24 protein-coding genes and 1 pseudogene are annotated in these 24,220 nt (G+C 72.7%); 13 read left to right on the top strand and 12 right to left on the bottom strand.

Annotated elements, in window-relative coordinates; translation table 11 throughout:
* Positions 1–75 precede the first annotated feature (75 nt).
* The 3 genes from OEIGOIKO_RS23875 (at position 76) to OEIGOIKO_RS23865 (ending at position 2,531) form a co-directional block, all read left to right on the top strand.
* Positions 76–1,227, top strand: a complete 1,152-nt coding sequence (locus OEIGOIKO_RS23875) for a lipid-transfer protein (protein ID WP_125055728.1) — start codon at positions 76–78, stop codon at positions 1,225–1,227.
* A gap of 6 nt (positions 1,228–1,233) precedes the next feature.
* Positions 1,234–1,710: a Zn-ribbon domain-containing OB-fold protein gene (locus OEIGOIKO_RS23870; RefSeq protein WP_125055727.1), complete on the top strand. Its 477-nt coding sequence runs from the start codon at positions 1,234–1,236 to the stop codon at positions 1,708–1,710.
* A 65-nt stretch (positions 1,711–1,775) separates the two neighbouring features.
* Positions 1,776–2,531 (top strand): enoyl-CoA hydratase/isomerase family protein, encoded by a 756-nt coding sequence (locus OEIGOIKO_RS23865; RefSeq protein WP_246178084.1) that lies wholly within the window; start codon positions 1,776–1,778, stop codon positions 2,529–2,531.
* 33 nt (positions 2,532–2,564) lie between these two features.
* Here the strand turns inward: OEIGOIKO_RS23865 and OEIGOIKO_RS23860 are convergent, their stop codons facing one another.
* Both OEIGOIKO_RS23860 and OEIGOIKO_RS23855 read right to left on the bottom strand, forming a co-directional pair.
* Positions 2,565–3,104 carry a hypothetical protein gene (locus tag OEIGOIKO_RS23860; protein WP_125055725.1) on the bottom strand — a complete coding sequence of 180 codons (540 nt, stop codon included), beginning with the start codon at positions 3,102–3,104 and terminating at the stop codon, positions 2,565–2,567.
* Positions 3,104–3,703, bottom strand: a complete 600-nt coding sequence (locus OEIGOIKO_RS23855) for a hypothetical protein (RefSeq protein ID WP_125055724.1) — start codon at positions 3,701–3,703, stop codon at positions 3,104–3,106. The genes OEIGOIKO_RS23860 and OEIGOIKO_RS23855 overlap by 1 nt, the downstream gene beginning before the upstream one ends.
* A 232-nt stretch (positions 3,704–3,935) precedes the next feature.
* Here OEIGOIKO_RS23855 and OEIGOIKO_RS23850 point away from each other — a divergent pair, with 232 nt between their 5' ends.
* Complete coding sequence (locus OEIGOIKO_RS23850; RefSeq protein ID WP_246177503.1) at positions 3,936–4,784, top strand: hypothetical protein; 849 nt, start codon at positions 3,936–3,938, stop codon at positions 4,782–4,784.
* Positions 4,785–4,802: 18 nt separating this feature from the next.
* Here the strand turns inward: OEIGOIKO_RS23850 and OEIGOIKO_RS23845 are convergent, their stop codons facing one another.
* Together OEIGOIKO_RS23845 and OEIGOIKO_RS23840 are read right to left on the bottom strand one after the other, a co-directional pair.
* On the bottom strand, positions 4,803–7,448 hold the full coding sequence (locus tag OEIGOIKO_RS23845; RefSeq protein WP_413790150.1) for an outer membrane protein assembly factor BamB family protein: 2,646 nt from the start codon (positions 7,446–7,448) through the stop codon (positions 4,803–4,805).
* Positions 7,449–8,169: 721 nt separating this feature from the next.
* Entirely contained in the window at positions 8,170–8,934 is a 765-nt protein-coding gene (locus tag OEIGOIKO_RS23840) for a VOC family protein (RefSeq protein ID WP_125055721.1), read from the bottom strand.
* Between the two features lie 388 nt (positions 8,935–9,322).
* Here OEIGOIKO_RS23840 and OEIGOIKO_RS23835 point away from each other — a divergent pair, with 388 nt between their 5' ends.
* Positions 9,323–9,970, top strand: coding sequence for a TetR family transcriptional regulator (locus OEIGOIKO_RS23835; protein WP_125046391.1), 648 nt, complete (start codon positions 9,323–9,325; stop codon positions 9,968–9,970).
* 277 nt (positions 9,971–10,247) lie between these two features.
* On the opposite strand, the gene OEIGOIKO_RS23830 is transcribed toward OEIGOIKO_RS23835, so the two are convergent.
* The gene (locus tag OEIGOIKO_RS23830) at positions 10,248–10,721 is read right to left on the bottom strand and encodes a nitroreductase family deazaflavin-dependent oxidoreductase (RefSeq protein WP_125058895.1); all 474 of its coding nucleotides are present in this window, start codon (positions 10,719–10,721) and stop codon (positions 10,248–10,250) included.
* A 19-nt stretch (positions 10,722–10,740) separates the two neighbouring features.
* Positions 10,741–12,003: pseudogene (locus OEIGOIKO_RS23825) on the bottom strand (acyl-CoA dehydrogenase family protein); the annotation flags it as partial.
* 143 nt (positions 12,004–12,146) lie between these two features.
* On the opposite strand from OEIGOIKO_RS23825, the gene OEIGOIKO_RS23820 reads away from it, so the two are divergent.
* Positions 12,147–13,340 carry a thiolase C-terminal domain-containing protein gene (locus OEIGOIKO_RS23820; RefSeq protein WP_125055720.1) on the top strand — a complete coding sequence of 398 codons (1,194 nt, stop codon included), beginning with the start codon at positions 12,147–12,149 and terminating at the stop codon, positions 13,338–13,340.
* A 56-nt stretch (positions 13,341–13,396) separates the two neighbouring features.
* On the opposite strand, the gene OEIGOIKO_RS23815 is transcribed toward OEIGOIKO_RS23820, so the two are convergent.
* Positions 13,397–14,104, bottom strand: a complete 708-nt coding sequence (locus OEIGOIKO_RS23815; RefSeq protein WP_246177502.1) for a hypothetical protein — start codon at positions 14,102–14,104, stop codon at positions 13,397–13,399.
* 80 nt (positions 14,105–14,184) lie between these two features.
* A complete protein-coding gene (locus OEIGOIKO_RS23810; protein ID WP_125055719.1) occupies positions 14,185–14,982 on the bottom strand; it encodes an alpha/beta fold hydrolase in 798 nt (265 codons plus the stop codon).
* Between the two features lie 73 nt (positions 14,983–15,055).
* On the opposite strand from OEIGOIKO_RS23810, the gene OEIGOIKO_RS23805 reads away from it, so the two are divergent.
* Entirely contained in the window at positions 15,056–16,060 is a 1,005-nt protein-coding gene (locus OEIGOIKO_RS23805; protein ID WP_125055718.1) for an ALF repeat-containing protein, read from the top strand.
* A gap of 66 nt (positions 16,061–16,126) precedes the next feature.
* Here the strand turns inward: OEIGOIKO_RS23805 and OEIGOIKO_RS23800 are convergent, their stop codons facing one another.
* Entirely contained in the window at positions 16,127–16,963 is an 837-nt protein-coding gene (locus tag OEIGOIKO_RS23800; RefSeq protein ID WP_246177501.1) for a VOC family protein, read from the bottom strand.
* A 184-nt stretch (positions 16,964–17,147) separates the two neighbouring features.
* Between OEIGOIKO_RS23800 and OEIGOIKO_RS23795 the strand changes: the two genes are divergently transcribed.
* Entirely contained in the window at positions 17,148–17,804 is a 657-nt protein-coding gene (locus OEIGOIKO_RS23795) for a hypothetical protein (RefSeq protein WP_125055717.1), read from the top strand.
* On the opposite strand, the gene OEIGOIKO_RS23790 is transcribed toward OEIGOIKO_RS23795, so the two are convergent.
* Together OEIGOIKO_RS23790 and OEIGOIKO_RS23785 are read right to left on the bottom strand one after the other, a co-directional pair.
* A complete protein-coding gene (locus OEIGOIKO_RS23790) occupies positions 17,794–17,979 on the bottom strand; it encodes a DUF397 domain-containing protein (protein ID WP_307721241.1) in 186 nt (61 codons plus the stop codon). The genes OEIGOIKO_RS23795 and OEIGOIKO_RS23790 overlap by 11 nt on opposite strands.
* Positions 17,976–18,776: a helix-turn-helix domain-containing protein gene (locus OEIGOIKO_RS23785; RefSeq protein ID WP_281288435.1), complete on the bottom strand. Its 801-nt coding sequence runs from the start codon at positions 18,774–18,776 to the stop codon at positions 17,976–17,978. Before OEIGOIKO_RS23785 ends, OEIGOIKO_RS23790 begins: the two co-directional genes overlap by 4 nt.
* Before the next feature lie 94 nt (positions 18,777–18,870).
* Between OEIGOIKO_RS23785 and OEIGOIKO_RS23780 the strand changes: the two genes are divergently transcribed.
* From OEIGOIKO_RS23780 to OEIGOIKO_RS23760, 5 genes are all read left to right on the top strand, one after another.
* Positions 18,871–19,179, top strand: coding sequence for a hypothetical protein (locus OEIGOIKO_RS23780; protein ID WP_125055715.1), 309 nt, complete (start codon positions 18,871–18,873; stop codon positions 19,177–19,179).
* A gap of 61 nt (positions 19,180–19,240) precedes the next feature.
* Positions 19,241–20,542 carry an FAD-dependent monooxygenase gene (locus OEIGOIKO_RS23775; protein WP_125055714.1) on the top strand — a complete coding sequence of 434 codons (1,302 nt, stop codon included), beginning with the start codon at positions 19,241–19,243 and terminating at the stop codon, positions 20,540–20,542.
* Positions 20,543–20,613: 71 nt separating this feature from the next.
* On the top strand, positions 20,614–21,345 hold the full coding sequence (locus OEIGOIKO_RS23770; RefSeq protein ID WP_125055713.1) for a S1 family peptidase: 732 nt from the start codon (positions 20,614–20,616) through the stop codon (positions 21,343–21,345).
* 78 nt (positions 21,346–21,423) lie between these two features.
* Positions 21,424–22,257, top strand: coding sequence for a pyridoxine/pyridoxamine 5'-phosphate oxidase (locus OEIGOIKO_RS23765; RefSeq protein ID WP_246177500.1), 834 nt, complete (start codon positions 21,424–21,426; stop codon positions 22,255–22,257).
* A gap of 230 nt (positions 22,258–22,487) precedes the next feature.
* Positions 22,488–23,519 (top strand): SMP-30/gluconolactonase/LRE family protein, encoded by a 1,032-nt coding sequence (locus OEIGOIKO_RS23760; protein WP_218040006.1) that lies wholly within the window; start codon positions 22,488–22,490, stop codon positions 23,517–23,519.
* Between the two features lie 4 nt (positions 23,520–23,523).
* Here the strand turns inward: OEIGOIKO_RS23760 and OEIGOIKO_RS23755 are convergent, their stop codons facing one another.
* Entirely contained in the window at positions 23,524–24,024 is a 501-nt protein-coding gene (locus tag OEIGOIKO_RS23755) for a GNAT family N-acetyltransferase (RefSeq protein ID WP_125055712.1), read from the bottom strand.
* Positions 24,025–24,220: the final 196 nt, after the last annotated feature.

Here is a 24,220-nt window from a genome sequence, read left to right as displayed (position 1 = left end):
CGGGAGCTGACTACCCGTCAGGTTAGCGGTAGCCTCCTCGGCTGTCAGCACGGACGGCCGACCACGGAGGTGGCGATGGGGGCGACCCTCAAGGACGCGGCGGTGATAGCCGGGACCGGCCAGACGGCGTTCGCCAAGCGGCTGCCGGAGTCCGAACGCGCGCTGGCGTGCCGGGCGATCGTCGCCGCGCTGGACGACGCGGGGATCGCGCCGGCCGAGGTGGACGCGTTCGCCTCGTACACCATGGAGGACACCGACGAGGTGGAGGTCGCCAAGGCGATCGGCGCCGGGGACGTCACCTTCTTCGCCAAGGCCGGTTACGGCGGCGGCGGTTCGTGCGCGACCGTCGCGCACCTGGCGGCGGCGATCGCCACCGGCCAGGCGAGCGTGGGTGTCGCCTGGCGCTCGCGCAAGCGCGGTTCGGGGCCCCGCCCGTGGCGGAACACCGCTGTCCAACTGCCCACTCCGGCCCAATGGACCCGCCCCTTCGGTCTGCTGCGGCCCGCCGACGAGATCGGCATCCTCGCCCGGCGCTACATGCACGAGTACGGCGCGACCCGGGACCACTTCTTCAACGTCGCGCTCGCCTGCCGCAACCGCGCCAACCAGAACCCGGCCGCGATCATGTACGACCGGCCGCTGACCCGCGAGATGTACATGACCTCCCGCTGGATCAGCGAGCCGCTCTGCCTCTTCGACAACTGCCTGGAGACCGACGGCGCGCTGGCGTGTGTGGTCGTCGCCGCCGAACGCGCCCGCGACCTGCGCCACCGCCCGGTGTATGTGCACTCCGTCGCGCAAGGCCTGCCCGCCCAGCACCACGGCATGGTCAACTACTGGACCGACGACCCGCTCACCGGACCGGCCTGGACCGCGGCCCGGCAGCTGTGGAAACAGGCCGACTTCGGCCCCGAGGACGTCGATGTGGCACAGATCTACGACGCGTTCACCCCGCTGATCCCGCTCTCCCTGGAGGGCTACGGCTTCTGCGGACGCGGCGAGGGCGCGGCCTTCACCGAGGGCGGCGCCCTGGAGATCGGCGGCCGGCTGCCCCTGAACACCGCGGGCGGCGGGCTGAGCGAGGCGTACGTGCACGGTTTCAACCTCATCACCGAAGGCGTCCGGCAGCTGCGCGGCACCAGCACCGCCCAGGTCCCGGACGCCGCCACCTGCCTGGTCACGGCCGGTGAGGGCGTCCCCACATCGGCTCTGCTGCTGAGGAGTTGAGTGCTCATGTCCACCAGCATGAGGCCGGCCACTGACAACGGGCAGGACGAGCGGCTGCTCCTTCCCGTCCCCGACGACGACGGCGCCCCCTTCTGGGCGTACGCCGCCCGCCACGAACTCCGCGTCCAGTCCTGCGCCGCCTGCGGCGAGCTGCGCTTCCCGCCCCGCCCGTGCTGCCCGCACTGCCAGTCCTTCGACCACCGCTGGCGGCGGATGTCCGGCCGGGGCCGCATCTGGTCGTACGTCGTGCCGCACCCGCCGCTGCTGCCCGCCTACGCCGCGCAGGCCCCGTACACCGTCGTCGTGGTGGAGCTGGCCGACGCCCCGCGCATCCGCCTGGCCGGCAACCTGGTCGCGGCCCCGGACGCCGCGCTGAACTCCGTCGATCCGGGCCGGGTCAGGATCGGCGCCGCGGTGAAGGTGGCGTTCCACGAGCAGGCGCCGGGCGTCACCGTGCCGCGCTGGCTGCTGGAGCGGCCGTGACGGCGCCGGGCGGGCAGCCGTCCGTACGCGCGAAGACGGCGCCGGACGAGCAGCCGTCCGTACGCGTGGAGACGGCGCCCGACGGCGTCGCCCTGGTCACGCTGGACCGGCCCGAGCGCCACAACGCCGTCGACCCGGCGACGGCCGGCGCGCTCGCGGCCGTCTGGCGCCGGTTCCGTTCCGACGACGCCGTACGGGCCGTCGTCCTGACCGGCGCCGGGCGGGCGGCGTTCTGCACCGGTATCGACCGCTCGGCGGACGTCCCGCAGCCGTCCTCCCCGTTCTCGGCCGACGACCCGCTGCTCGGCATCGGCCCGAAGGCGAACGACCTGTGGAAGCCGGTCGTCGCGGCCGTCGAGGGGATGGCCTGCGGCGGGGCGTTCTACCTGCTGGGCGAGTGCGAGTTCCTGGTCGCCTCCGAGGAGGCCACGTTCTTCGACCCGCACACGACGTACGGGATGGTCAGCGCGTACGAGTCGGTCTTCATGGCGCAGCGGATGCCGTACGGCGAGATCGCGCGGCTGTCCCTGATGGGCACGGCGGAGCGGCTCGGCGCCCGCCGCGCCTACGAGACGGGCCTGGTGTCGGAGCTGACGCCGCCGGGCGGCGCGGTGGCCGCGGCCCGGCGTGCCGCGGCCGTGCTCGCCGCCCAGCCGAGCGGCGCGGTGCAGGGCACCGTACGGGCCCTGTGGGCGTCGCGGGAGGCCGCGCGGGCGCAGGCCGTGGCGCACGCCCCGCAGCTCATCGCGCTGGGCAGCCTGCCGCCGAAGGAGCAGGCGGGACTGTTCGCGGCCCGCTCCCGGGACTTCCGGGTCCGCTGACGCCCGGGGCGCACCGGGCCCGTCCCGGCAGCCTCACAGCTCCGACTTGCGCGCCCTGCGGATCTCGCACTGGAACCACAGCTGCCGGGTCGAGGTGTTGGTGTAGCTGTACGTGGCCGTGTACGTCTCGGTCTGCCCCGGCCGGACGATGATGCTGCGCTGGTGCAGCCCGAACGCCGTGCCGTCGGCGGGCCGCGCCTTCATCCAGTTGACGGCCATCTCGTACTTGAAGGTCTTGGTCAGTGACGGGTTGGTCACCGAGACCGAGTATTCGAGGCGGCGGGCCGACAGGTCGTAGCGGCAGCTGCTGCCGCGCGCGTCCGAGCGGCCGTCCGGGTCGTAGGTCTCCTCCGGCGTCGGCGACGGCGAGTAGGAGTACGTCGGCTCGTACGAGGGCGAGCCGTAGCCGGGCGACGGCGAGTAGCTGTAGCCAGGAGGTGGCGGCGGCGGTGTCACCTGGCGGGCGTGGCCGCCGGGCAGCAGGGCACCGCAGCCGGCCAGCCCGAGCGCGCCGGCGGCCGCCGTCACGGCCGCGATGGCGGCCCGGACGGGCCGCCGTTCCCCGGTGGCCATCAGGACAGCGGGGTGCGCTGGACGTCGGTCACCGAGCAGCGGTACGTACCGGCGGTGGCGGCGTCGGACGGCACGTACTGGATCACGTCGGTGGAGTCGGTGCGCCCCGGCATCACGTAGGGGATGCTCGGGTGGCGGGTGCCGAGGTCCTTGCCGCCGGGCGCGGTGAACTTCACCGTCAGCAGGTACGTGTACTTGGTGGTGGATGAGCTGTTGGTGGCGCTGACCGTGGTCTTTACGCTGCCCGCGCCGTTGTACTGACATCCGTTGATCTTGATGTCGCGCATGGCGCTGCGGCTGCTGCCGGAGCCGCCGCTGGTGTAGCCGGAGGTGCTGCCGCTGGTGCTGCTGCCACCGGTCGTGCTGCCGCCCGTGGAGCTGCCGCTGCTGGTACCGCCGTCGTAGCCGCCCGTGCCGGCCTCATAGCCACCGCTGGTGCTGCTGCCACCGGTGCTGCTGCCGCCCGTGCTGCCGGAACCGCCGTCGCTGCCGCTGCTGTGACTGCTGCCGCAGCCACCGCCGTGCGAGTGACGTGCGCCGGTCAGCGCGACCAGGACCACCGCGGCCGCCGCGACCGCGCGGACATGACGGAATTTCATGTTGTTGTGCCCCCGTTGACCCCGTTGAAAGAACCGCGGCTTGCCCGCGCGGCCCCGCTCGTCCTTATGTTTTCTTGACGAGTGCACGGCAGACTAGCAACCTCTTTGCGTTACCCAAAATCTCTTCCTGACCAGGTAAAACGCACAGGCCTGGCGCGCGCGTGCAGTCGGGCGTAGCGTCGTTTACAGAGGGAAACGGGACGAATCAGCGACCTGAGAGGCGACGCCTGTGGTGCGCAACGTACTCGGATCCGTACTGGCCCTCGCCGGAGCGGCGGCCGCCGTCTGGAGCCCCTTCCGTGCCTGGTACGACGGCCGTCACGGACGCGAGATCCGTATCGAGGACCTGTTCCGGGGTATTTCCGCGGAAAAGGCGGAGCTGTTCGGCTCGGTGTTCCTGCCGATGGCCTTCGCCGCGCTGGTGACCCTGATCGGCATCGCACTCCGCTCCCGCCTGCTCGTCGCGGTGGCAGGGTGCGTCGTGCTCGGCTTCACCGTCCTGTGGATGGTGCGCCAGGGGCAGGAGGCGGGCAGCCTCACCGTGGGCGAGAACGCGGACCAGGGATTGGGCCTGGGGGTGGCGTACGCCCTCGGAGGGGGCGCGCTGCTGTGGCTGGGCGCCCTGGTGATGAGCGGGCGCCGCGGTGTGCGCTCCCAGCGCCGGGAAGCCGGTCACGAGGAGCGGGACAACCGGTACGGCGAGCCGACGCCCTACGGGGCGCCCGGGCCCGAGTGGGAGCCCGGCCCTATCCGGGGCGGTGACACCCCGCCGCAGGGCACCCCCGCGTACGGCGCGACGCCGCCTCCGATGCCGCCCCCGAAGCCCCAGCAGCAGCCGCCCGTACGGTGGCCGGGCGCCGGGCACCCGCCGCCCGGTTCGGGCCCGCCGGACCCGGACGACCAGCCCACCCGGGCGGTCCGGATGCCGCCGGCCTCGGACGACCCGGGACAACCGCCGCCCCGGCCCGACGACGAGACACGGCCGATCCGGACGACGCCGCCCCCGGAACGGCCGCAGCAGCCGGAGCGGCCCCAGCGGCCCCCCGAGGGCGAGCCCCCGCACCTGGACGAGGACCGGTAACCACCCCGGCCCCGCCCGTCACGACCGCCGCGCCAGCCCCGTCCCCTTCGCCGCGTCCAGCGCGTACACACAACGGTCCTTGCTGCACGCGTAGACGACGCCGCCGACGGCCACCGGCGTGCCGGTGATCTCGCCGCCGGTGGCCAGCTTCCAGCGCAGTTGTCCGCCCGTCGCGTCGAGGGTGTACAGGCAGTGGTCGGCGGAGCCGAAGTGCACCCGGCCGTCCGCCACGACGGGCGCACCGATCACCTCGCCGCCCGCCTGGAACCGCCAGCGGGGCGTACCCGTGACGGCGTCGAGCGTGTAGAGCGCCTGGCCGCTGCCGAGGTGCACGGCGCCGTCCGCGACCAGCACCGGTTCGGTGGACTGCCGGGCCTCGGTCGCGATGCGCCAGCGGTCCCGGCCGTCGGCCGCGTCCAGGGCGTAGACCGTGCCGAGGTAGTCGGCCAGGTACAGGCCGCCGCCGGTGACCGCGGGCCCCGGCGCGAACGCGGGGCGGCTGAGGAACGCGGCGGGCGCCTCGAAGTGCCAGCGCACCTCGCCGCGCGCGAGGTCGATCGCCAGCACCCGCGTCCCGGCCGTGACGTACACCGCGCCGTCCGGCGCGGGCAGCAGCCGCACCGGGACGCCGCCGCAGGAGGCCGCGTCGCCGACCGGGTACGACCAGCGCTCGGCGCCCGTACGGGCCTCCAGGGCCTTCAGCCGCCCGTCGGCCCAGACGAGGACCGTGCCCTCGTGCAGGACCGGCCCCAGGTCGGCGGTCTCGAAGTCGGTCTGGACTCCGCCGGTCTCCCACAGCCGTTCGCCGGTGGCGGCTTCCCAGGCCTGGACGCCGCCGCCCCGGGTGGCGGTGACGACGGTGCCCCGGTCCGCCTTGAGCGCGTAGATCCAGCCGTCGCTGCCCAGGCGCCAGCGCTCGGTGCCGTCGGCCGCGTCGAGCGCGTACAGGCTCGGCCCGTCGGAGGCGTGGATGCGGCCGTCCGCGACGGACATGCTCCAGGCCACGTCGCGGGTCTTGAACTGGCGGCGGCCGCTGGCCACATCGAGGGCGTGCACCTCGAAGGAGGTGACGTACAGCAGGTCGCCGGCGACCGTGGGCGTGCCCCACACGTCGTTGGACATGCGGAACCGCCAGGGGCGCCAGCGGGCGGGCGCGGCGCTTCCGGAGGCGCCGCCCGCGCCGGTGGCGGGCGCGCCGGAGCCGTGTCCCGGCGCGGCGCCCTGCTGCGGCAGGTGCCCGCCCGGGTCGCCTTCGTGCGGGCCGTGGCCGGGGCCGCCCGGCGCGCCCGCGGGCGGCCGGACCCAGTCCGTGGCGGGTGCCTGGGCGCGGGGCTGCGGCGGTCCGCCGTCCCCGGCGCGGGGGCCGGGGCCTATCGGCGCGGAGGTGCCGGCGAGGCGTACGGAGCCGTCCGGAACGTCGGCGTCCGGCAGCCGCGACGCCGCGGACGGCGCGGCCGAGTACGGCGGGGCGGCGACCGGCGGCGCGGCGGCCACCGGACCGGCGGGCGCGGACAGCGGCGGCTGCGCGGCGCCGCGCGGGTCGGCGGCCCGGCGTGCGCCGGGGCCCACTCCGGCGGCTCCGGCCCAGCCGGGCTCCGCCGCGGGCGCCCCCATCGCGCCCCCGGCCTGCGCGGCCGCGGCTGCCGGGGCGTTGCGCGGGCGCGGCGGCGGCTGGGCGGGCGGCGGCGAGTGCGGTACGGGCTGCCGCGCGGCGCGGGGCTGTCCGGTGCCACCGCGCCCGGCGGCCGCCGGTGCGGTCTGGCGTCCGCCGCGCCGCCCCTCGATGAGGGCGACGGCGCCGGCCGGCAGCCAGGCGGAGGCGGTGCCGCTGTCGTCGCTGCCGGAGCCGAACAGATGCGGTGCGAGCTGGGACTGGAGGTCGGCGGGGGTGGGGCGGCCGGGCGCCTCCATCTGCATGCAGGACTCGATCAGCGGCCGCAGTTCGTCCGGCAGCCCGGCCAGGTCCGGGCCCTCGCGCAGCAGCATGAAGACCGTCTCGACCGGGTTGGCGCCGTGGAAGGGGGCGTGTCCGGTGGCGGCGAAGACCAGGGTGGAGCCGAGCGAGAAGACGTCGCTGGCGCCGGTGACGCTGCGGGAGTCGCGGGCCTGCTCGGGCGACATGTACGCGGGCGTGCCGACAGCCACGTTCGTCATGGTCAGGCGGGTGTTGGAGACACCGCTGGCGATGCCGAAGTCGATGACGCGCGGGCCGTCCTCGACGACCAGCACGTTGGACGGCTTCAGGTCCCGGTGGACCAGGCCCGCGCCGTGGATGGACTGCAACGCTTCGGCGATGCCGGCCGCGAGCCAGCGCACCGCCTGGGCCGGCAGCGGCCCGCACTCATTGACTATTTCCTCCAGGGAGGGCGCGGGCACGTAGGCGGTGGCCAGCCACGGCACCGCGGCCCGGGGGTCGGCGTCCACCACCGCGGCGGTGTAGAAGCCGCTGACCGCGCGGGCCGCCTCCACCTCACGGGTGAAGCGGACCCGGAACAGCTGGTCCTCGGCGAGTTCCGTACGCACCGTCTTGATCGCCACCCGCCGCCCGGACGCCGAGCGCGCGAGGTAGACCAGCCCCATGCCGCCGGCCCCGAGACGGCCGAGCACCTCGAACGGGCCGATCCGCCGGGGATCGTGCTGCGTCAGCTGTGTCAGCTGCTCCACCACTTGCCTGCCACCTCCCCGTGGGGCGTAAAAGAGACTCTCAAAAGCCAGTGGCCGCCGAGAGCCACTGCCCCGTGCAGCGTCTCACCGCCTGGCCTGTTCGGCCGTACGCGTACTGATTCTTCCTGGCCGGGCCCACGGTTGCGAACCCGGGGCCGCTCCCGTCGTGTCCCGGCGGGCTCCTGCGGTGCGCACCGGTACCGTCACGTGCCGTGACGGGTCCGCGCGGACGGATGTCCGTACGGACGGGCCCGGTCGCCGCCGCCGGCCACCGGGGACCGCCGACGAGCTGTCGAACACCGTACGACCGGATCGCGCCGGGACGGGCCGTCGCCGCGCCGTCACTCCGTCCGAAACCGGCGCCGGGCCTGCCGTCGGTCCGGGAATGCCCGGGTACATCCGCCGGACACCGGTATGTCCATCAGCCCGCCCTGCCCCGCCTCGCGCCGGGGCACCCCCGCAACCCACCCCGCAAGCACCGGAAGCCGTCCGTCCGGTCCGCTGTCCGTACTGGTCATGCCGTCCCGTCCCCGTCCTCTCCCCGCGCGCGGCCGTACCCACTGTGCCGTACTCAAGGTCGTCGCGCCGCCCCCACAGGCTCCCCGCACGGGCCTGCGTACATACCCCCGCGCACACCCCCGCACAGACCCGCTGCCGGGCCGCGCCGTCCGCGGCCCGACAGCGGGAGCTGTCACCGGCCCCAATTGTGGTCCGCGTGGACCTACTTCGGGGCCATGACGCCGAAGCCCGCGCCCTGGTTGTCGGTGAGCACCGCGAACGGGCCGCCCGGCGTGCCGACCGGTTCGACCGTGATCCGGCCGCCGAGCCGGGTGGTGGTCCGTACGGCGTCGTCCATCTCGGGGACGAGGAAGCAGACGGTGAAGTGCGGCGGCATCGCGGCGGGCGCGTGCTCGTCCATGCGGATCCGGCCGCCGACCTCGCGGTCCTGGCCGGCCAGTCGCCAGGGCCGGAAGCGCTCGTCCGCCGCCGGGCTGTCGGCCACGCTCTCGAAGCCGAAGACCTCTTCGTAGAAGGCGTCGGCCCGCTCCGGGTCGCGGGTGCTCAGGCTCGTCCAGACGTACGCGCCGGACTCGCGCTGCACTCCGAAGCCCTGGTGGGTGCCGGCCTGCCAGATGCTGAAGACCGCGCCGGTGGGGTCGGCGGCGACCAGCATGGTGCCCAAGTCACCGACGGGCACGGCCTCCGTGACGATGCGGCCGCCCGCCCGCAGGATCCGCGCGCTGGCGCGGGCGGCGTCCGGGGTCGCGAAATAGATGTTCCACGCGGTGGGCATCCGGCCGTCCTGCTTGGGCATCAGGCCGGCGGCGGCTCTGCCGTCCTTGTACGCCTCGGTGTAGTCGCCGAACGCGGGAGCGCCGCCGGAGAAGGTCCAGCCGAACAGCTCTCCGTAGAATCTCTTGCCCGCTTCCAGATCGGGCAGCATGACGTCGGCCCAGCACGGGACGCCCGCCGCGAATGCAGTCATGGGGCCAAAGTAGCCCTGGATCTTGCGTCGCGCCCGGAGAGCAATCGAACATTCTGCCAATTCTCCGCGATCACGGCGCTTACCGGACATTCCCTGTCGGCCGGTAAGGAGCCGTTCCGCGTTCCGGTAATGATCCGTTCCGTGTCCGCAATGCCGTACGGCTCGACCGCGCACCCGCCGGAACCCTGTCCACCGGCCCGGAAAAGTTGTCCACAGCCTGTTGACAATACGATTCACTTGTTCGGGTCAAGCCGCTCTCCGGGCCCGCTCCGGACCGCCCCGGCCGCCCCGCGCACGGGACCGGCCCGGACCGATACGGCCGAACTCCCGCATCCCCATTTGCAGGCAGCCAAATCGCGCTCCGATCACCCCTCGGTAAGCTGACGGCATGACAGGACAAGTTCGGACCGTCGACGGCAGAGTCGCCGGGCGCCGTGGACAGGCGACCCGGCAGAAGCTGCTCGACTGCCTCAGCGACATGCTCAGTTCGTCCCCGTACCGAGACGTCAAGGTCATCGATGTGGCCCGCAAAGCGGGCACTTCGCCCGCGACGTTCTACCAGTACTTCCCCGATGTCGAGGGCGCGGTGCTGGAAATCGCCGAGGAGATGGCCAAAGAGGGCGCGAGCCTGACCGACCTGGTGGCCGGGCGCTCCTGGGTGGGCCGGTCCGGTCGGCAGGCGGCCGAGGAACTCGTCGAGGGATTCCTCTCCTTCTGGCGCCGGAACGACGCGATTCTGCGCGTCGTCGACCTCGGTGCCGCCGAGGGCGACAAACGGTTCTACAAGATCCGCATGAAGATCCTGAATGCGGTCACCAACTCCCTTACGGACTCCATCAAGGAGCTCCAGTCCAAGGGCAAGGTGGACAAGGACGTCAGCGCAGCCGCGATGGCCGGTTCGCTCGTCGCCATGCTGGCGGCGGTCGCCGCCCATCAGAAGGGTTTCACCAGCTGGGGTGTCAAACAGCAGGAACTGAAGCCGAACCTGGCGCTCCTGGTGCACCTGGGCGTCACCGGGAAAAAGCCCACGAAATAACCCGGGACGCATTCCACGGGGCACGGCTCACGCCACCTTTCGCCCCATGTTTCACCGCCTGCTCCCGTTCACGTTCCGCACCACGACACCGCTCGGGAATACCTCACGAAACAGCCCACGGAACGGTTCTCGTTCACCCTCGTCCTGCCATAGCTGTACGTCACAGCGGGTGTTGTCCGCCCCTCGGGGCCGGCCGGCACCCGCTGTGCGCGTCTGCGGGCAGCACCCGGCCGGACACCCGTGCGCCCGTACACCGGACGCGCGTGCGCCCGTACGCTCAGCGCGGCTCCAGCCGGAAGAGCCGGATCTCCCGGCCGGCCCGCGCCTGGTACGCGGCGTACGGCGGCCAGAACCGGACCGCCGCCGCCCACGCCCGCGCCCGCTCCGCACCGGTCAGCAGCCGGGCCCGTACGGGGATGTCCCGGCCCCGCCAACTGATCTCGGCCTCCGGGTGCTTCAGCAGGTTGGCCGTCCAGGCCGGATGCCCGGGGCGGCCGAAGTTGCTGCCGACCAGCAGCCACGTCCCGGCCTCCTCCGGCAGGCACGCCAGCGGCGTCCGCCGCGGCAGGCCGGTCCGGGCTCCCGTCGCCGTCAGGACCGCCCCGGGCAGCATCCGCGCGCTCAGCAGCAGCTTGCCCCGCGTGAGGCGGTGCACCGCGCGGTCCAGGGCCGGGACGACGTGAGGCGCCACCCGCGCGAAACCACGCGTCGCGGACACCTTCTGCACCACCCGCCTGCCGGACGCCTTCACACCGACACCTCTGCCCGCATTCCGCCGCCCCGAACACTCCCGCCGTCTCGGCGGCGTGCGCCCGCAGCCGGTGTACGGGCCCGAACAGCAGCTCGTCGCAGGCCGCGCGCTTGAAGAAGAGGTGGGCGTCGTGCTCCCAGGTGAAGCCGATGCCGCCGTGCAACTGGATGGCCTCCCCGGCCACCGCGCGCAGCGTCTCCAGGGCGTGCGCGAGCGCGAGGCCGGGGGCGCCGGGCTCGGCGCCCTCCGCCGGTCCGCCGGCCGGTCCGCCCACCGCCCAGGCCGCGTAGCACGCCGCGGACCGGGCGGCCTGCACCTGTACGTAGAGGTCGGCGAGCCGGTGCTGAACGGCCTGGAAGGAGCCGATGGGCCGGCCGAACTGTTCCCGCACCTTGACGTACTCGACGGTCCGCTCCAGCGCCGCGCCCGCCGCCCCGACCGCCTCGGCGGCCAGCGCCGCCGCGACCCCGGCCCCCGCCCGCGCGAGCGCGCGTTCCACGCCTCCCGCAGTTCCCACGCCTCCCGCACCCTCAGCACCTTCAGCGTCCTCCGCGCCCAGCAACGATGCGCGCACGTTGCGCAGTTGGACGTCCCCCAGCGCCCGGGTCTCGTCCATCGCCGTCTGCCGCACCCGCACCACACCGGGTGCGTCCCCCCGTACGACGAACAGCAGCGTCCGGCTGCGCGCATAGCCGCCCGCGTGCGCGGCCACCAGGAGCAGCCCCGCACTGTGCCCGCCCAGCACCTGCGCGGCCTCCCCGTACAGCCGCCACTCCCCTGCCGCCCCCGGCCCCCCACCCCCTCCGCACTCCCGCGCCTGGATGCCACCGGCCCGGCCGCCCCCCGCCCAGTCCCCGCCGTTACGGGCAGTGAGCGCGAGGGCCGTGCTCAGCCGCCCGCCCGGTACGGCCAGCGCACCCGTCAGCTCACCCGACGCGAGGGCGGGCAGCAGCTCCGCACGCTGCGCCTCCGTCCCCAGCGCCAGCACCAGCGGCGCGACGAGGGCGGCGGTGGGCAGCAGCGGCGAGGGCAGCAGCACCCGCCCGGTCTCCTCGCAGGCCAGCGCCAGCTCGGTGGGACCGCAGCCGACGCCCCCGTACGCAGCGGGCAGCGCCAGCCCCGGCAGCCCGAGCTGTTGCGCGAGCTGCCGCCACAGGCCGGGGTCGTGTCCCTCGGGGGTGCGTACGGCGGCCCGGAGGTCGTCGGGGCCGCAGCGCTTGTGGAGCAGTTCGCGGAGCGTACGGCGGATCTCGTCCTGCTCCTCGGTGAACGCGGCATCCATCGGCGGGCTCCTCCCGGCCGTACGGCAACCTGACGGCCCGTCATGTTAGGCACTGCGTCCCGCTTTTCCCATCCCCGAGCACACTTCCCACCCCCAGGCCGCACCCTCCCGCCTCACCCGTCACCTGATGTACCGTCAGGTTCATGCCGCTGCCGCCAGGGAGTACCGCCACGTCCCCGCGCAAGGTAGTCATCGCCGGTGTCGCCCTCTCCGACTGCGGGCGTGTGGACGGAGCCACCCCGTACGCCCTCCACGCCCAGGCCGCCCGGCGCGCGCTGGCCGACTCCGGGCTCGACCGCTCCCTGGTCGACGGCTTCGCCTCGGCCGGGCTCGGCACGCTGGCGCCCGTGGAGGTCGCCGAGTACCTGGGTCTGCGTCCCACCTGGGCCGACTCCACCTCGGTGGGCGGCGCCACCTGGGAGGTGATGGCCGCGCATGCCGTGGACGCCATCGCGGCCGGGCAGGCGCGCGCGGTGCTGCTGGTGTACGGGTCCACAGCGCGCGCCGACCTCAAGGCCGGCCGCCGTACAGCCAACCTCTCCTTCGGCACCCGCGGCCCGCTCCAGTACGAGGTGCCGTACGGCCACACCCTCGTCGCCAAGTACGCCATGGCCGCGCGCCGCCACATGCACCAGTACGGCACCACGCTCGCCCAGCTCGCCGAGGTCGCCGTCCAGGCGCGGGCCAACGCGGCCACCAACCCGGACGCGATGTACCGGGAACCCGTCACCGTCGACGACGTGCTGTCCGGCCCGCTGATCGCCGACCCCTTCACCAAGCTCCACTGCTGCATCCGCTCCGACGGCGGCTGCGCGGTCCTCCTGGCCGCCGAGGAGTACGTACGCGACCTGGCCAAGCCGCCCGTCCACGTGCTGGGCGCGGGCACCGCCCTGTCCCACTCCGCGATGTCCGAGTGGGACGACTTCACCGTCTCCCCCGCCGCCGTCTCCGGCCGCCTCGCCTTCGAACGGGCCGGGGTGCACCCGTCGGAGATCGACATCGCCGAGATCTACGACGCCTTCACCTACATGACACTGGTGACCCTGGAAGACCTCGGCTTCTGCGCCAAGGGCGAGGGCGGCGCGTTCGTGGAGAAGGGCCGCCTGCTGCGCGACGGCGCCCTCCCCGTCAACACCGACGGCGGCGGTCTGGCCGCCTGCCACCCCGGCATGCGCGGCCTGTTCCTGCTGGTCGAGGCGGTGCGCCAGCTACGCGGCGAGGCGGGCGAGGGCCGCCAGGTGCACCGCCGGGACGGCAGCCTCCCGCAACTGGCCGTGGCGTCGGGGACGGGCGGCTGGTTCTGCTCGTCGGGGACGTTGGTGCTGGGGCGGGGGTAGGGGGAGTCCGGCGGTGACGGCCTCTGCCCGGCGGCACGGCCCGCCCCGTCCCCGCCCTATGCCGGCGACAGGGTGTACTCCACGGCACGCGAGCTCGTCGCCGCGAAGCCCAATCGACGCAGGGCCGCGTGGAGTTCGTCGTCGTCGGGGGCCGCGTTGACCTCCGCGGCGCGCAGGCCGGGGTGGTCGGTGTCGAGGGCGTGGAGGGCCGCCGAGGTGAGGGCGGTGAGGGCGTCGGCGGTGCTCTCGTCCTCGCGGTTGTGGACCAGGCGGGCACGGTCGTCGTCCAGTTCGACGTCGTACCAGGCGTCGTCCGTGCCGATACGGAACGCGACGCCCTCCTCCTCGGAGGGGAGCTGCCGTACCGCCGTGTCCCGGACGGGGACGCCGGCCGGCAGGTCGCGCCGCCACCAGCGGTAGACCTCGCCGCTTTCGAGGGCGCCCAGCTCCACCGCGGCCTTGCCGGGGCTCGTGTCCTCCTCCGTGATCCACCGCAGCGTCGTACCGCCCGCCTTGCGGACCTCGTCCGCCGCTCCCTGCAACAGGGGGACCAGGATCTCGTCCTCGGCGCAGTCGAGGACGGCGACGAAGCGCAGGGCCGGGTCGTCGGCACCCAGGTCCAGCAGCGCGACCGAGCCCTCGACACGTCCGGCACCTTCGGCGGCACCCTCGGGGCGGGCGGCGAACACGGCGACCGTCCGGTCTCCGCACCACAGCGGTCCGGCGGCGTCCGGGTCGGTTATGCATTCAACGAAGTTTGCCATTTCTTTACCTTATGGAGATTATCTCCCCTCTGTCCACTATGACCCCGCCCGCAGCACCCCCGCAGCCACCTCCGCTCCGATCACCGGAGCGTGCCCAGGAACTCCCGTACGGCCCGGACCAGCCCCTCCGGGTCCTCGGTCGGGATGAAGTGCCCGGCGTCCAGCTCGACCCGGCGGGTGTGCGGGCGGCGCGCGGCCATCTCCCGGGCCAGCTCCGGCGTCAGGAGGGAACTCGTACGGCCATGTACCAGCAGGGCCGGGCAGTCACTGCCCAGCCAGACCGGCCAGTGGTCACCGCGCACGCCCAGGTCCGACGCGACGACGTCCTCCGGCACGAACGGCAGCCGCCAGCCGCCGTCGCCCCGCTGCCGCAGCCATGGGGCGATCAGTGACGCCGCCGGGCCGAGCCCGTCGAGCAGCGCCTCCCGGGTCGACGCCTGCCGCGGCCAGTCCAGACAGAAGGCGACGCCGCTGGGCCCGGTGTCGGTGATCACCACCGGGTCGTCCACATTGATCAGTGCCCGGACCCGCTCCGGGTGCCGGGCGGCGAGGTGGTACGCGTTCTTGCCGCCCATGGAATGCCCGAGCACCACGGCGGACGGCAGGCCGAGGTGATCGAGGAGGGCGATCGCGTCCGCGACGTATGCCTCCCGGGAAAAGTCCGCGGTGCGGTCCGACTCGCCGTGACCGCCCTGATCAGGGGCGATCACCCGCCATTCCGGGGCGAGTTCGGCGGCGAGCCCGGCGAACCCGTGCCCTTCGGAGAAATGCCCGTGCAGGGCGAGGAGGGGTTTTCCGTCGGCGGGCCCGAAATCGAGGTACGAGAGGCTACGGCCGTCCAAGAGCAGCCGACTGCGGTGTTCTTGCGGAGTCTCCATGCCCTCACGCTAGCTTCGGACACCCCTTACCCTGTAAAGGTTATTTTTTGATCATTGCTGTTCATTACTGGAAATGTTGGTGCACAACATGAAGAAGCAGGCCCGTCTCACGGCCTTCCTGGCGGCTGCCGCGGTCGCGCCGGCCGTACTGTTCGCCTCCCCGGCGGTCGCCGCCGAGGCACCGACCGCCGCCAACTCGGCGCCGGACCAGGGCGCGCAGGCGCAGCCGGACGAGTCCGGGAAGAAGCCGGCGGACCTGTCGAGCATGAGGGAGGACCTGCTCGCGGTCGCGCGGATGCTGGACGCAAACCCCGGCCGCGCGCTGGCCCGGGAGGGCAGGAAGGCGCTCATGGGTACGCACGAGGACCTGCGCCGGTTCCTGGAGACGGGGCAGTACGAGGCCCGCGACGAGGACAACCGGGTGGCGATCCTGCGGAGCATAGCGGGCAAGAGCACCGACTCCAGCGTCTACAAAGCAGCCGCCAAGGCTCTTGACGGGACCCCGCAGGACCGGGTGCGCTTCCTGGAGGAGGGCCTGCGGCTGGCCACCGAAGCGGACAACGCAGAGCGTGCGGTGCAGATTTCCAGCGTCGGCGGCCCCGCCGTCCGCGCTGCCGCCCGTGACGCGCTGCGGGCCGGGCCCGAGGCCGTGCAGCACTTCCTCGACGTAGGCCAGTACGAGGCCCGCGCCAAGGACGAGGCCGCCGCGAAGCAGGCGGAAGAGGAGAAGGCGGCCAAGGACAAGGCCGCGAAGGACAAGGCCGCCAAGGAGAAGGCGGCGAAGGAGAAGGGGGCCGGGCACAAGGCCGCCGAGGGCAGCGGCAAGAACGTCACGCCCGCCGTCGACGCCAAGCCCGCGAACGGCCACGGCAGCACCGGTTCCGGCACGACATCCGGCACCGCCGTCACGTCCACCGGCAGCGACACCACCAGCAACACCGGCACCGGCGTCTCCCTCGCCGCGACCGGCGTCAGCCCCGCCACCCCGTGGGCCGTCGGCGGGGCCGCCGTCGCCGTGACCGCGGGCGCGGCCCTGGTGATCGCGGGCCGCCGCCGCGGCACCGCCGAGCGCGGCTGAGTCCGGCGCGTCCACGCGTGCCCGGCGGTCGGATCACCAGCGATCCGGCCGCCGGGCAGCACGGCCTTACGCCTTCGGCCGCGCGCCGATCACGAACTCCGTACCGAACGGGTCCGTCACCCGCGCCTGCCGTACGTACACCGTGTCCTCCGGCTCGGTGGCCGTCCCTCCGGCCGCGACGGCCCGCGCCACCGCCGCGTCCGTGTCCGCCACCTCGAAACACGTCCCCCAGCTCGCGGCCCCGGCGGACGCGTCGCCCATGATCCCGCCGATCTCGTGCCCGTCCGGACGGCGCAGGAACGTGAAGTCGACGTCCGCCATGTCCGGGTTGCCGTCCAGCGTGTAGGCGAAGACCGCCGCGTAGAACTCGCGGGCCCGGGCGGCCTCCGCGACCGGCGCCACCAGGTCGTTGCGTACGAGGGAGTTGGGCTCGTTGACGACCTCGCAGCCGACGTGGGCGCGCGCCTGCCAGAGCCCGAACTGCGCCCCCACGTTGTCCTCGGCGAGCACGGCCCGCCCGAAGTCCCGGATGTCCACCGGTCCCCACAGCACCCGGCCGCCCGCGTCGGTGATCCGCTTGGCCGTGCCGTCGCAGTCGTCGGCCGCCATGTACATGGTCCACGCGCCACCCTCCGCGTCGGACCGCTCCATCAGGCCCGCGGCGCGCTGCCCGTCCACCAGCCCGATGGCGTACGGCCCCTCCGCCATCGTCTCCCTCTCGTACGTCCAGCCGAACAGCTTCCCGTAGAAGTCCATGGCGCGATCGAGGTCGGGCACCACCAGTTCGACCCAGGTGGGCGTTCCGTCGGGCTGGTTGCCGGTGACACGGCTCATGGCGTGCTCCTCACGGTACGGGGCGGCCGGGTGACCGCACTGGCCGATGAGGAAGACGTTAGGGGCCATGTCGGACAGGGTGTGTCCTATATGCGAGGGGATACGTTCCCCGGCCCGTAACACCACTGCATCTCCGTCTACGGCCTGCCGTAACGCCGTCGCCGAATTGCCGCAACAAAGGCCAGCCAACATCATGTGCGGTGTGGCCCCCGCCCGCCGTCGCCCTTCAGGCCCGACCGGAAATGACGTACCGATGCTCCGTTCCCTGCCGGCCGTGACGCTCGCCCTGACCGTCATGTGCGCGCTGGTCAGCGGGTGCGACGGGACGGGCGAGCCGAAGAGTGCGGGGCGTACGGCCGGGGCGTCGGCGCCCGCGCTGCTGTGGCCTGGCCGTACGCCCGCGCCGCAGCAGACGTACGAGCCGAACTCCGCCGAGCGCCCGGAACCGTTGCGCGGCGCTCCGCACGTGCCGTCCGGTGACATCCACCGGGTGTCGGCGCTCGCCGTCGCCCAGGCCCGGGTGGCAGCCATGAGCGGCAATCTCGACGAGGACGGCACCAGGGAGAAGATCCAGGCGTGCCGGGCCGCCGGGCGGAAGCCGTGTCCGGTACTGACGCCGCAGTACCGGGACCTGACCGGGGACGGCAAGGACGAACTGCTGCTGGGCATCGAGTCCGGGAAAACGTTTCTGTTCCTGTGGGGCTTCATGGTGAAGGACGGGGTGGTCACCCAGATCATGGACGCCGGAGTGACACCCCTGTCCGTTCAGCTCTCGGGCCACGACGTGATCATCCGCGAACCGGCCGGCCCGGGCGGCTACAGCCTACGGCGGGTCTACTCCTGGGACGACCACCTACAGGCCATGAACGAGCGCGTCATCGAGTACGACGCGTCCCGCCCTACGAGATGAGGCGGAGGAAGTCGGCCCAGGAGGCGGGGGGTACGGAGAGGGCCGGGCCGGTGATGTTCTTGGAGTCGCGTATGTGGATGGTGGTGGGGGTGGTGGCGACTTCGACACAGTTGGTGTCGGCGGACTGTTCGCTGCTGTAGCTGGACTTACGCCAGGCCAGTGCGACGTTCATCATTCACCTGCCAGTCTTTCGATCAGGGCCAGGGACTTCGCCGGTGAGAGCGCCTGGGCACGGATGGCACCGTACTGCTCAACGTACTGAACGGACTCGACCGGCCTGGTGAGCAACTTACCCTTCCCCTCCAAGTCGAAGTAGACGCTCCTCCGCCCGTCGGGGGAGGACAGCAACTGCAGTGAACCTTCGAGCCCAGAGTGCGTCTCCACCTTCGTGGGCATCACTTGTAGCGTGACGTGGTTCAGGGCGCGGAGGGTCTCCAGGACGTGCAGCAAAGCCTCTTTGAGGACTTGCTGTCCTCCGAGCGGCCGTTCCAACGCCGCCTGCTCGACCACGAAACTCACGGTAGGGGCAGGGTCTCGGAGAAGCACGGGCTGCCTGTCCAGCCTCCTACGCATCAAGCGTTCGACCTCGTCATCGCTGAAGGCCGGTACCCGTGACCGGAACAGCGCGCGCATGTAGTCGGGCGCCTGGAGCAACCCAGGCAGCACCGTGTCTACGTACCCGCTGAGGCTCAGCGCCTCAGCTTCCAGCAGCCGCCACTCCAGGTACTGCGCACGGCTGGATTCCTGCTCCATCAGCCGCACGCACGTCTCCAGCACTCCGCCGGCCGTCATATGTCGGTCCGCGTCGATCAGGAACCCTGCACTCGGAATGCGCTCTCCTCGCTCGTACGCCCCCTCCAACGACTCGGAGACGTGCGTCTCGTAGGCCAGCCGCTTCTGCGTCATGCCTGCGCGCTTACGGAAATGCTTGATGAGCCCTCCGACGTGCTCCCGCGCCGGTGACGGCTCCATCCAAACGGCCACGATGACCAACTCCTCCCTACAACCAGCCTTGTGGACCCTTCTTCTCTGGTGACGCTACGCACACGAGCCGACCATTGAAGCCATGACGACCGAAGACCACCCCCAAGAGCCACGCCTCCTCCCCTGGGCCGGCCAGGACGGCAAGCCCTGCTACGTGATCGGCGACGGGACCGGCCCCGTGTCCGACCTGGCCGACGGGCTCGAAGAGCTGCAACTGTCCACGGCAATCCAGCTCTTGGACCACTCGCGCGCGACCCTCAACCAGCCCGAGCCCCCCGCCCACACCGAACTCCTCTTCATCACCAACCGGCTCACCGAGTCGCTGAGCGACGCCGTGCGCGTGGCCGACAGCCGAGGCCGCAGGCTGGATCAGGCCCTGCACGCACCGTGATCGACGGCCGATCTATACGTTTGTCATAGACGAGCGTCTAATACAGCCGTATAGTCGCGCCATGACCTCAACGACCCGTCCCCACGCCCTCATCTCCGGCGCCGGCATCGGCGGCCCCGCCCTCGCGTACTGGCTGCACCGCTACGGCTACGCCGTCACCGTGGTCGAGCGCGCGCCCGGACTCCGTACCGGCGGCTACAAGGTCGACCTGCGCGGCGTCGCGATCGAGGTCGCGGACCTGATGGGCGTACTGCCGGACGTCCGGCGCGCCAGTACGGACATGCGGACCGGCACGTACGTGAACGACGACGGGCGGCGGGTGGCCACGCTGCCCGCCGACATCTTCGGCGCCCGTGTGGACGGCGACGACGAGATCATGCGCGGCGACCTGACCCAGATCCTCTACGACCGCACGCGCGCCGACGTGGAGTACGTCTTCGGCGACTCGATCAGCTCACTCACCGACGACGGCGCGGGGGTGGACGTCACCTTCGAACGGTCCGCGCCGCGCCGTTTCGACCTCGTCGTCGGCGCGGACGGCCTGCACTCCACCGTCCGCCGCCTCGCCTTCGGCCACGAGTCCCGCTACCTGCGGCACATCGGCGCGTACATCGCGGCCTTCAGCGTGCCCGACGACCTGGCGGCCACGGGCGAGGAGGTGTACCACCTCACGCCCGGCCGGCTCGTCTGCACGTACAGCGCGTCCGGTGACAGCGGCACCAGTGGCTCCAGTGGCGCCAAGGCGTGGCTTTCCTTCCGTTCGCCCCGGCTGGACTACGACCACCGCGACACGGACGGTCAACGCGCGTTGCTGGCGAACGCCTTCGCGAGCGTCGGCTGGCAGGTACCGCGCCTTCTCGAAGCCTCCCGCACAGCCGCCGACTTCTACTTCGACGGGCTCGACGTGATCGAAATGGACCGCTGGTCGCGCGGGCGCGTGGTGCTGCTGGGTGACGCCGCGTACTGCGCGTCGCCCGCGTCGGGGCAGGGGACGGGGATGGCGCTGGTCGGCGCCTACGTACTGGCCGGAGAGCTGGCGGCGGGCGGCGATCCGCGTACGGCCGATCCGCGTACGGCCGACCCCCGTACGGCCTTCGCGCGCTACGAGGCGGAGATGCGGCCGTACGTCGCGGCGAACCAGCGGATGGCGGAGAAGTTCGTGCCCCAGATGCTGCCCGCCACCCGGGCCGCCATCCGCTTCCGGCACGTGATGCTGCGGATGCTGCCCCACATGCCGTGGAAGAACTACGTGGCGAAGAAGCTCGCCGAGGACGTGCAGCGCGGTGCCCACGCGATCACCCTCAAGACGTACAACACCCGCCGCCCGGACCCGAACCCGGCCCCGGCTCCCACATCGGCGTAAGCCGGAACCTTTTTCCCCTGCGGGACATCTCTCCACCCGTAAAGGCCCCGTCAGGTGGAGGAGTTGTTCGGATGGTGCGTCGAGTTCGGGTGCTGCTGCTGACAGCCGCACTGCTGCTGACAGGTTCGGTGATCTGGTCCGCGCCGGCCTCCGCCGTCATCGGCGGGGCGAAGAGCACGTACGGCCCGTGGGCGGTACGCATGCTCGTCGACGGCAAACCGGCGTGTACCGGGACGGCCGTCGCCCCCCAGTGGATACTCACCGCCTCGCACTGCTTCTACGAGCAGGCGCAGCCGGTCGCCGACAAGCGCATCTCCTTCCGGGTCGGCAACCTCGACATGCGCAAGGGCACCACGGTCCGGCCGCTGCCCGGCAAGCGGGTGGGCAGCACCGCCGACATGATGCTCGTCAAGGTCCCGAAGATGAACATCCCCACGGCGCGCCTGGCCACGGCCGGCGTCCGCGTCGGCCAGACCGTGCGGCAGTACGGGTGGGGCGCCACCTGCACCGACGACGAGAACGCCTGCCAGTCCCCCGTACTCAAGCAGTCCGACCTGCGGGTCGTACGGCCGGACGACCGCCGGTGCAAGGGCTACACGGCACCGGGCGGCCCTGACTTCTGCATGGAGAAGGTGACCGGGATTCCGGCCGGCGGCGACTCCGGCGGCCCGGTGATGAGCATCGGGGCGCACGGCACCGAAACGCTCCTCGGCGTCTTCAACGGCTCGGACCGGGAGACGGTCGCCCAGGCCGGAGAGGTCTCCCAGCAACTCGCCTGGATCCGCTCGGTCATCCGCCGCTAGGTCACTACAGCCAGGCCGGGACACGGCAGGTGCTGCCTGGTCCGCCGCCCTGTAGATCAGCGGACTAGGCTGCCGGCCATGGTCGAACACCCGGCAGGAAACACGCCCCCGCACACGGATACGGGTACGGATACGGGCGCGGGCGCAGAATCCGGCGGTACCGGCGCCGGCACCGGCGCCGACTCCGGCATCGGCGCGGACACCGACTCCGGCATCGGCGCCGACACCGACTCCGGCATCGGCGCGGACTCCGACGAGCGCTTCCACGCGCTCCTGCGCTCACTGCGCGTCTGGGACTGCGAGCTGCCCGGCATCGACCCCGACCCGGCGCACGCCCCGGCCGACCCGCTGCCGCTCTTCCGGGAGTGGCTGCGGGAGGCGGCGGAGGCGGGCGTGCCCGAGCCGCACACCATGACGCTCGCGACGGCGGACGCGTCCGGCGACCCGAACGTCCGCACCCTGATGCTGCACGACGCCGACGCGCTCGGCTGGCACTTCGCCACCCACCGTGGCAGCCGCAAGGGCCGCGAACTCGCCGACCGTCCGCGCGCCGCCCTCGGCTTCTACTGGGCGGGCCTCGGCCGCCAGGTGCGCGTACGGGGCCGGGTCACCGAGGCGGGCCCGGAGGAGAGCGCGGCCGACCTCCACCGCCGTTCGACGGGCGCCCTGGCCGCCGCCCTGGTCGGCCACCAGAGTGAAGTCCTCGCCTCGTACGCGGACCTGGAACGCGCCTCGGAAGCCGCCTGGGCCCGCGCCCAGGAGGAGCCGACCGCTCCTGTACCCAGCTGGACCCTGTACGTCCTGCGCCCCGACGAGGTGGAGTTCTTCCAGGGCGACGCCCGCCGACGGCACGTACGTATCAACTACCGCCGGGAGGGCGGGGGCTGGGTCCGCGAACTCCTCTGGCCCTAGGCGGCCGGGCCCGCAGTCCCCTGCGCCGGTGCCGTCGCGGCCTTCCAGCAGCGGATGATCTCCCCTTGGCGGCCTCCATGGCCGAGTCGAACTCCTCCCACCCACATCCGACTGCCCCTACGGCATTCGGGCCAACGAGGGCGGCGCTGCCTGCGGCACGCCGTTACGGTGCCGGAGAGGGGAGCGGGCTGTTCGGAACCGGCCGGGCCCGCCTGAGGTGGAGGCGGCCGATGCGTCGTAGAACGAGCGGGAGTCCGGTGCGGAGAGGGCTGCTGCTCCTGGTCGTGCTCGCTGCCGTGACCCTGCCGACGGCTCCGGCGGCACCAATGCGGACGGCGGGGACGACAGGGGCGGCGGAGACGACGGGGGCGGCGGGGGCGGCGGGCACGGCGGGCACGGCGGGGAAAGCAGGAAAGGCGGCGGCGTCGGGCATGGTGATCGAGCTGCCGGGCGCCACCTCGGCCGAAGGCATCGCCGCCGGACGCGGCTCCACCTTCTACGCGGGCGACTACTTCGGCGGGGACATCTACCGGGGCGACACCGAGGCGGGCACCGCCGCCCGCTTCATCGACGCGCCACGCGGCCGCCACGCCCTCGGGATGGCGGCGCACCCCCGCCATGACCTGCTGTTCGTCGGCGGTGGCCGGACCGGGCAGGCGTACGTCTACGACCTCGGGACCAGGCGCACGGTGGCGAGCTACCGGTTCGGGCCCGCGGGCTCGACGTTCGTCAACGACGTGGCCCTGACCCGCCACGGCGCGTGGTTCACCGACTCCCTGCGGGCCCGGCTCCACTTCGTACCCGTCGACCGGCACGGAACACCCGGCCGCTTCACCACCCTCCGCGTCACCGGCCCGGCCGCCGAGATCAAGGGCCCGTTCAACCTCAACGGCATCCAGGCAACGCACGACGGGCGGACGCTGATCGTCGCGCACTCGACCAAGGGCGCCCTCTACACCGTCGATCCGGTGAGCGGACGCAGTGCGGCGATCGCCGGGGTGCCCGTACCGAGGGTCGACGGCATCGTGCTGCACGGGCGCACGCTGTGGGCCGTGCAGGGCTTCCGGAACGAGGTGCGGCACATTGTCCTCAACGCCTCCCTGACCGGCGGGACGGTGAAGCAGACGATCAGGTCCGGGCTGTTCCGGACGCCGTCCACGGCCGCTCGCTTCGGGGACACACTCGCCGTGGTCAACGCCAAGCTGCACACGGGCACGCCGCCCACCGCGAAGCGGTACGAAGTGGTCGTGGTGGGCGGCTGAGGGCTCAGAGCCTCCGGTACATGATGTGCAGGCCGACGTAGCCCTTGGTGGGGTGGCGGAAGCCCTCGGGGAGGGTCGCCATGACGGCGAAGCCGAGGGACTTCCAGAGGGCGACGGCACGGGTGTTGGTCTCGACCACCGCGTTGAACTGCATGGCCCGGAAGCCCGTCGCGCGGGCCCACTCGACGGCGTACTCGCCGAGCGCGCGGCCCACGCCACGGCCGCCGTGTGCCGGGTCGACCATGAAGGAGGCGGTGGCGATGTGTGCGGCGCCGCCCATGTGGTTGGCGTGCATCTTGGCCGTGCCCAGGACCGTACCGTCGTCGTCCACGGCGACGACCGTGCGGGCCGGCGGGGCCGGCATCCACATCGTACGGCTGGTCGCCTCGTCCATGTCACGGGCGTAGGTGTACGTTTCGCCCGCCGCGACGATGGCGTGGAAGAACGGCCGGATGGCGGGCCAGTCGGCCGCGTTCGCTTCTCGGATCAGCACGCGCGCCAGCATGGCGGGCGGTGGGTGCGGGCAGCCAGCGAATATCCGCCCGGCATGCGGAGGCGGGGCCCCTTCTTCCTCGTCCGGACCGTCCAGCCCTGTCCAGCCCTGTCCAGCCTTACGTGTGGCCGAATCCCGCCGCTAGCATGCGGTCGGCGGGGCCGAGTGCCGGCGGGGCCGAGTGCCGGCACGCCCACTCCACGGTTCA

This window comes from Streptomyces paromomycinus (assembly GCF_003865155.1).
GTDB classification, from domain to species: Bacteria; Actinomycetota; Actinomycetes; order Streptomycetales; family Streptomycetaceae; genus Streptomyces; species Streptomyces chrestomyceticus.
The sequence above is the reverse complement of the archived record's forward strand: the minus strand, read 5'-3'. Positions and strand labels throughout refer to the sequence as shown.

Coding starts and splice junctions, on each gene's coding strand:
- OEIGOIKO_RS23790 (WP_307721241.1), bottom strand. CDS start 17,979: ATGATGAACGTCGCACTGGCCTGGCGTAAGTCCAGCTACAGCAGCGAA.
- OEIGOIKO_RS23755 (WP_125055712.1), bottom strand. CDS start 24,024: ATGCTGGCGCGCGTGCTGATCCGAGAAGCGAACGCGGCCGACTGGCCC.
- OEIGOIKO_RS23820 (WP_125055720.1), top strand. CDS start 12,147: ATGCCGCTGCCGCCAGGGAGTACCGCCACGTCCCCGCGCAAGGTAGTC.
- OEIGOIKO_RS23795 (WP_125055717.1), top strand. CDS start 17,148: ATGCTCCGTTCCCTGCCGGCCGTGACGCTCGCCCTGACCGTCATGTGC.
- OEIGOIKO_RS23815 (WP_246177502.1), bottom strand. CDS start 14,104: ATGGCAAACTTCGTTGAATGCATAACCGACCCGGACGCCGCCGGACCG.
- OEIGOIKO_RS23765 (WP_246177500.1), top strand. CDS start 21,424: ATGGTCGAACACCCGGCAGGAAACACGCCCCCGCACACGGATACGGGT.
- OEIGOIKO_RS23835 (WP_125046391.1), top strand. CDS start 9,323: ATGACAGGACAAGTTCGGACCGTCGACGGCAGAGTCGCCGGGCGCCGT.
- OEIGOIKO_RS23780 (WP_125055715.1), top strand. CDS start 18,871: ATGACGACCGAAGACCACCCCCAAGAGCCACGCCTCCTCCCCTGGGCC.
- OEIGOIKO_RS23775 (WP_125055714.1), top strand. CDS start 19,241: ATGACCTCAACGACCCGTCCCCACGCCCTCATCTCCGGCGCCGGCATC.
- OEIGOIKO_RS23805 (WP_125055718.1), top strand. CDS start 15,056: ATGTTGGTGCACAACATGAAGAAGCAGGCCCGTCTCACGGCCTTCCTG.
- OEIGOIKO_RS23760 (WP_218040006.1), top strand. CDS start 22,488: ATGCGTCGTAGAACGAGCGGGAGTCCGGTGCGGAGAGGGCTGCTGCTC.
- OEIGOIKO_RS23860 (WP_125055725.1), bottom strand. CDS start 3,104: ATGGCCACCGGGGAACGGCGGCCCGTCCGGGCCGCCATCGCGGCCGTG.
- OEIGOIKO_RS23875 (WP_125055728.1), top strand. CDS start 76: ATGGGGGCGACCCTCAAGGACGCGGCGGTGATAGCCGGGACCGGCCAG.
- OEIGOIKO_RS23800 (WP_246177501.1), bottom strand. CDS start 16,963: ATGGCCCCTAACGTCTTCCTCATCGGCCAGTGCGGTCACCCGGCCGCC.
- OEIGOIKO_RS23770 (WP_125055713.1), top strand. CDS start 20,614: ATGGTGCGTCGAGTTCGGGTGCTGCTGCTGACAGCCGCACTGCTGCTG.
- OEIGOIKO_RS23810 (WP_125055719.1), bottom strand. CDS start 14,982: ATGGAGACTCCGCAAGAACACCGCAGTCGGCTGCTCTTGGACGGCCGT.
- OEIGOIKO_RS23785 (WP_281288435.1), bottom strand. CDS start 18,776: ATGGAGCCGTCACCGGCGCGGGAGCACGTCGGAGGGCTCATCAAGCAT.
- OEIGOIKO_RS23870 (WP_125055727.1), top strand. CDS start 1,234: ATGTCCACCAGCATGAGGCCGGCCACTGACAACGGGCAGGACGAGCGG.
- OEIGOIKO_RS23840 (WP_125055721.1), bottom strand. CDS start 8,934: ATGACTGCATTCGCGGCGGGCGTCCCGTGCTGGGCCGACGTCATGCTG.
- OEIGOIKO_RS23855 (WP_125055724.1), bottom strand. CDS start 3,703: ATGAAATTCCGTCATGTCCGCGCGGTCGCGGCGGCCGCGGTGGTCCTG.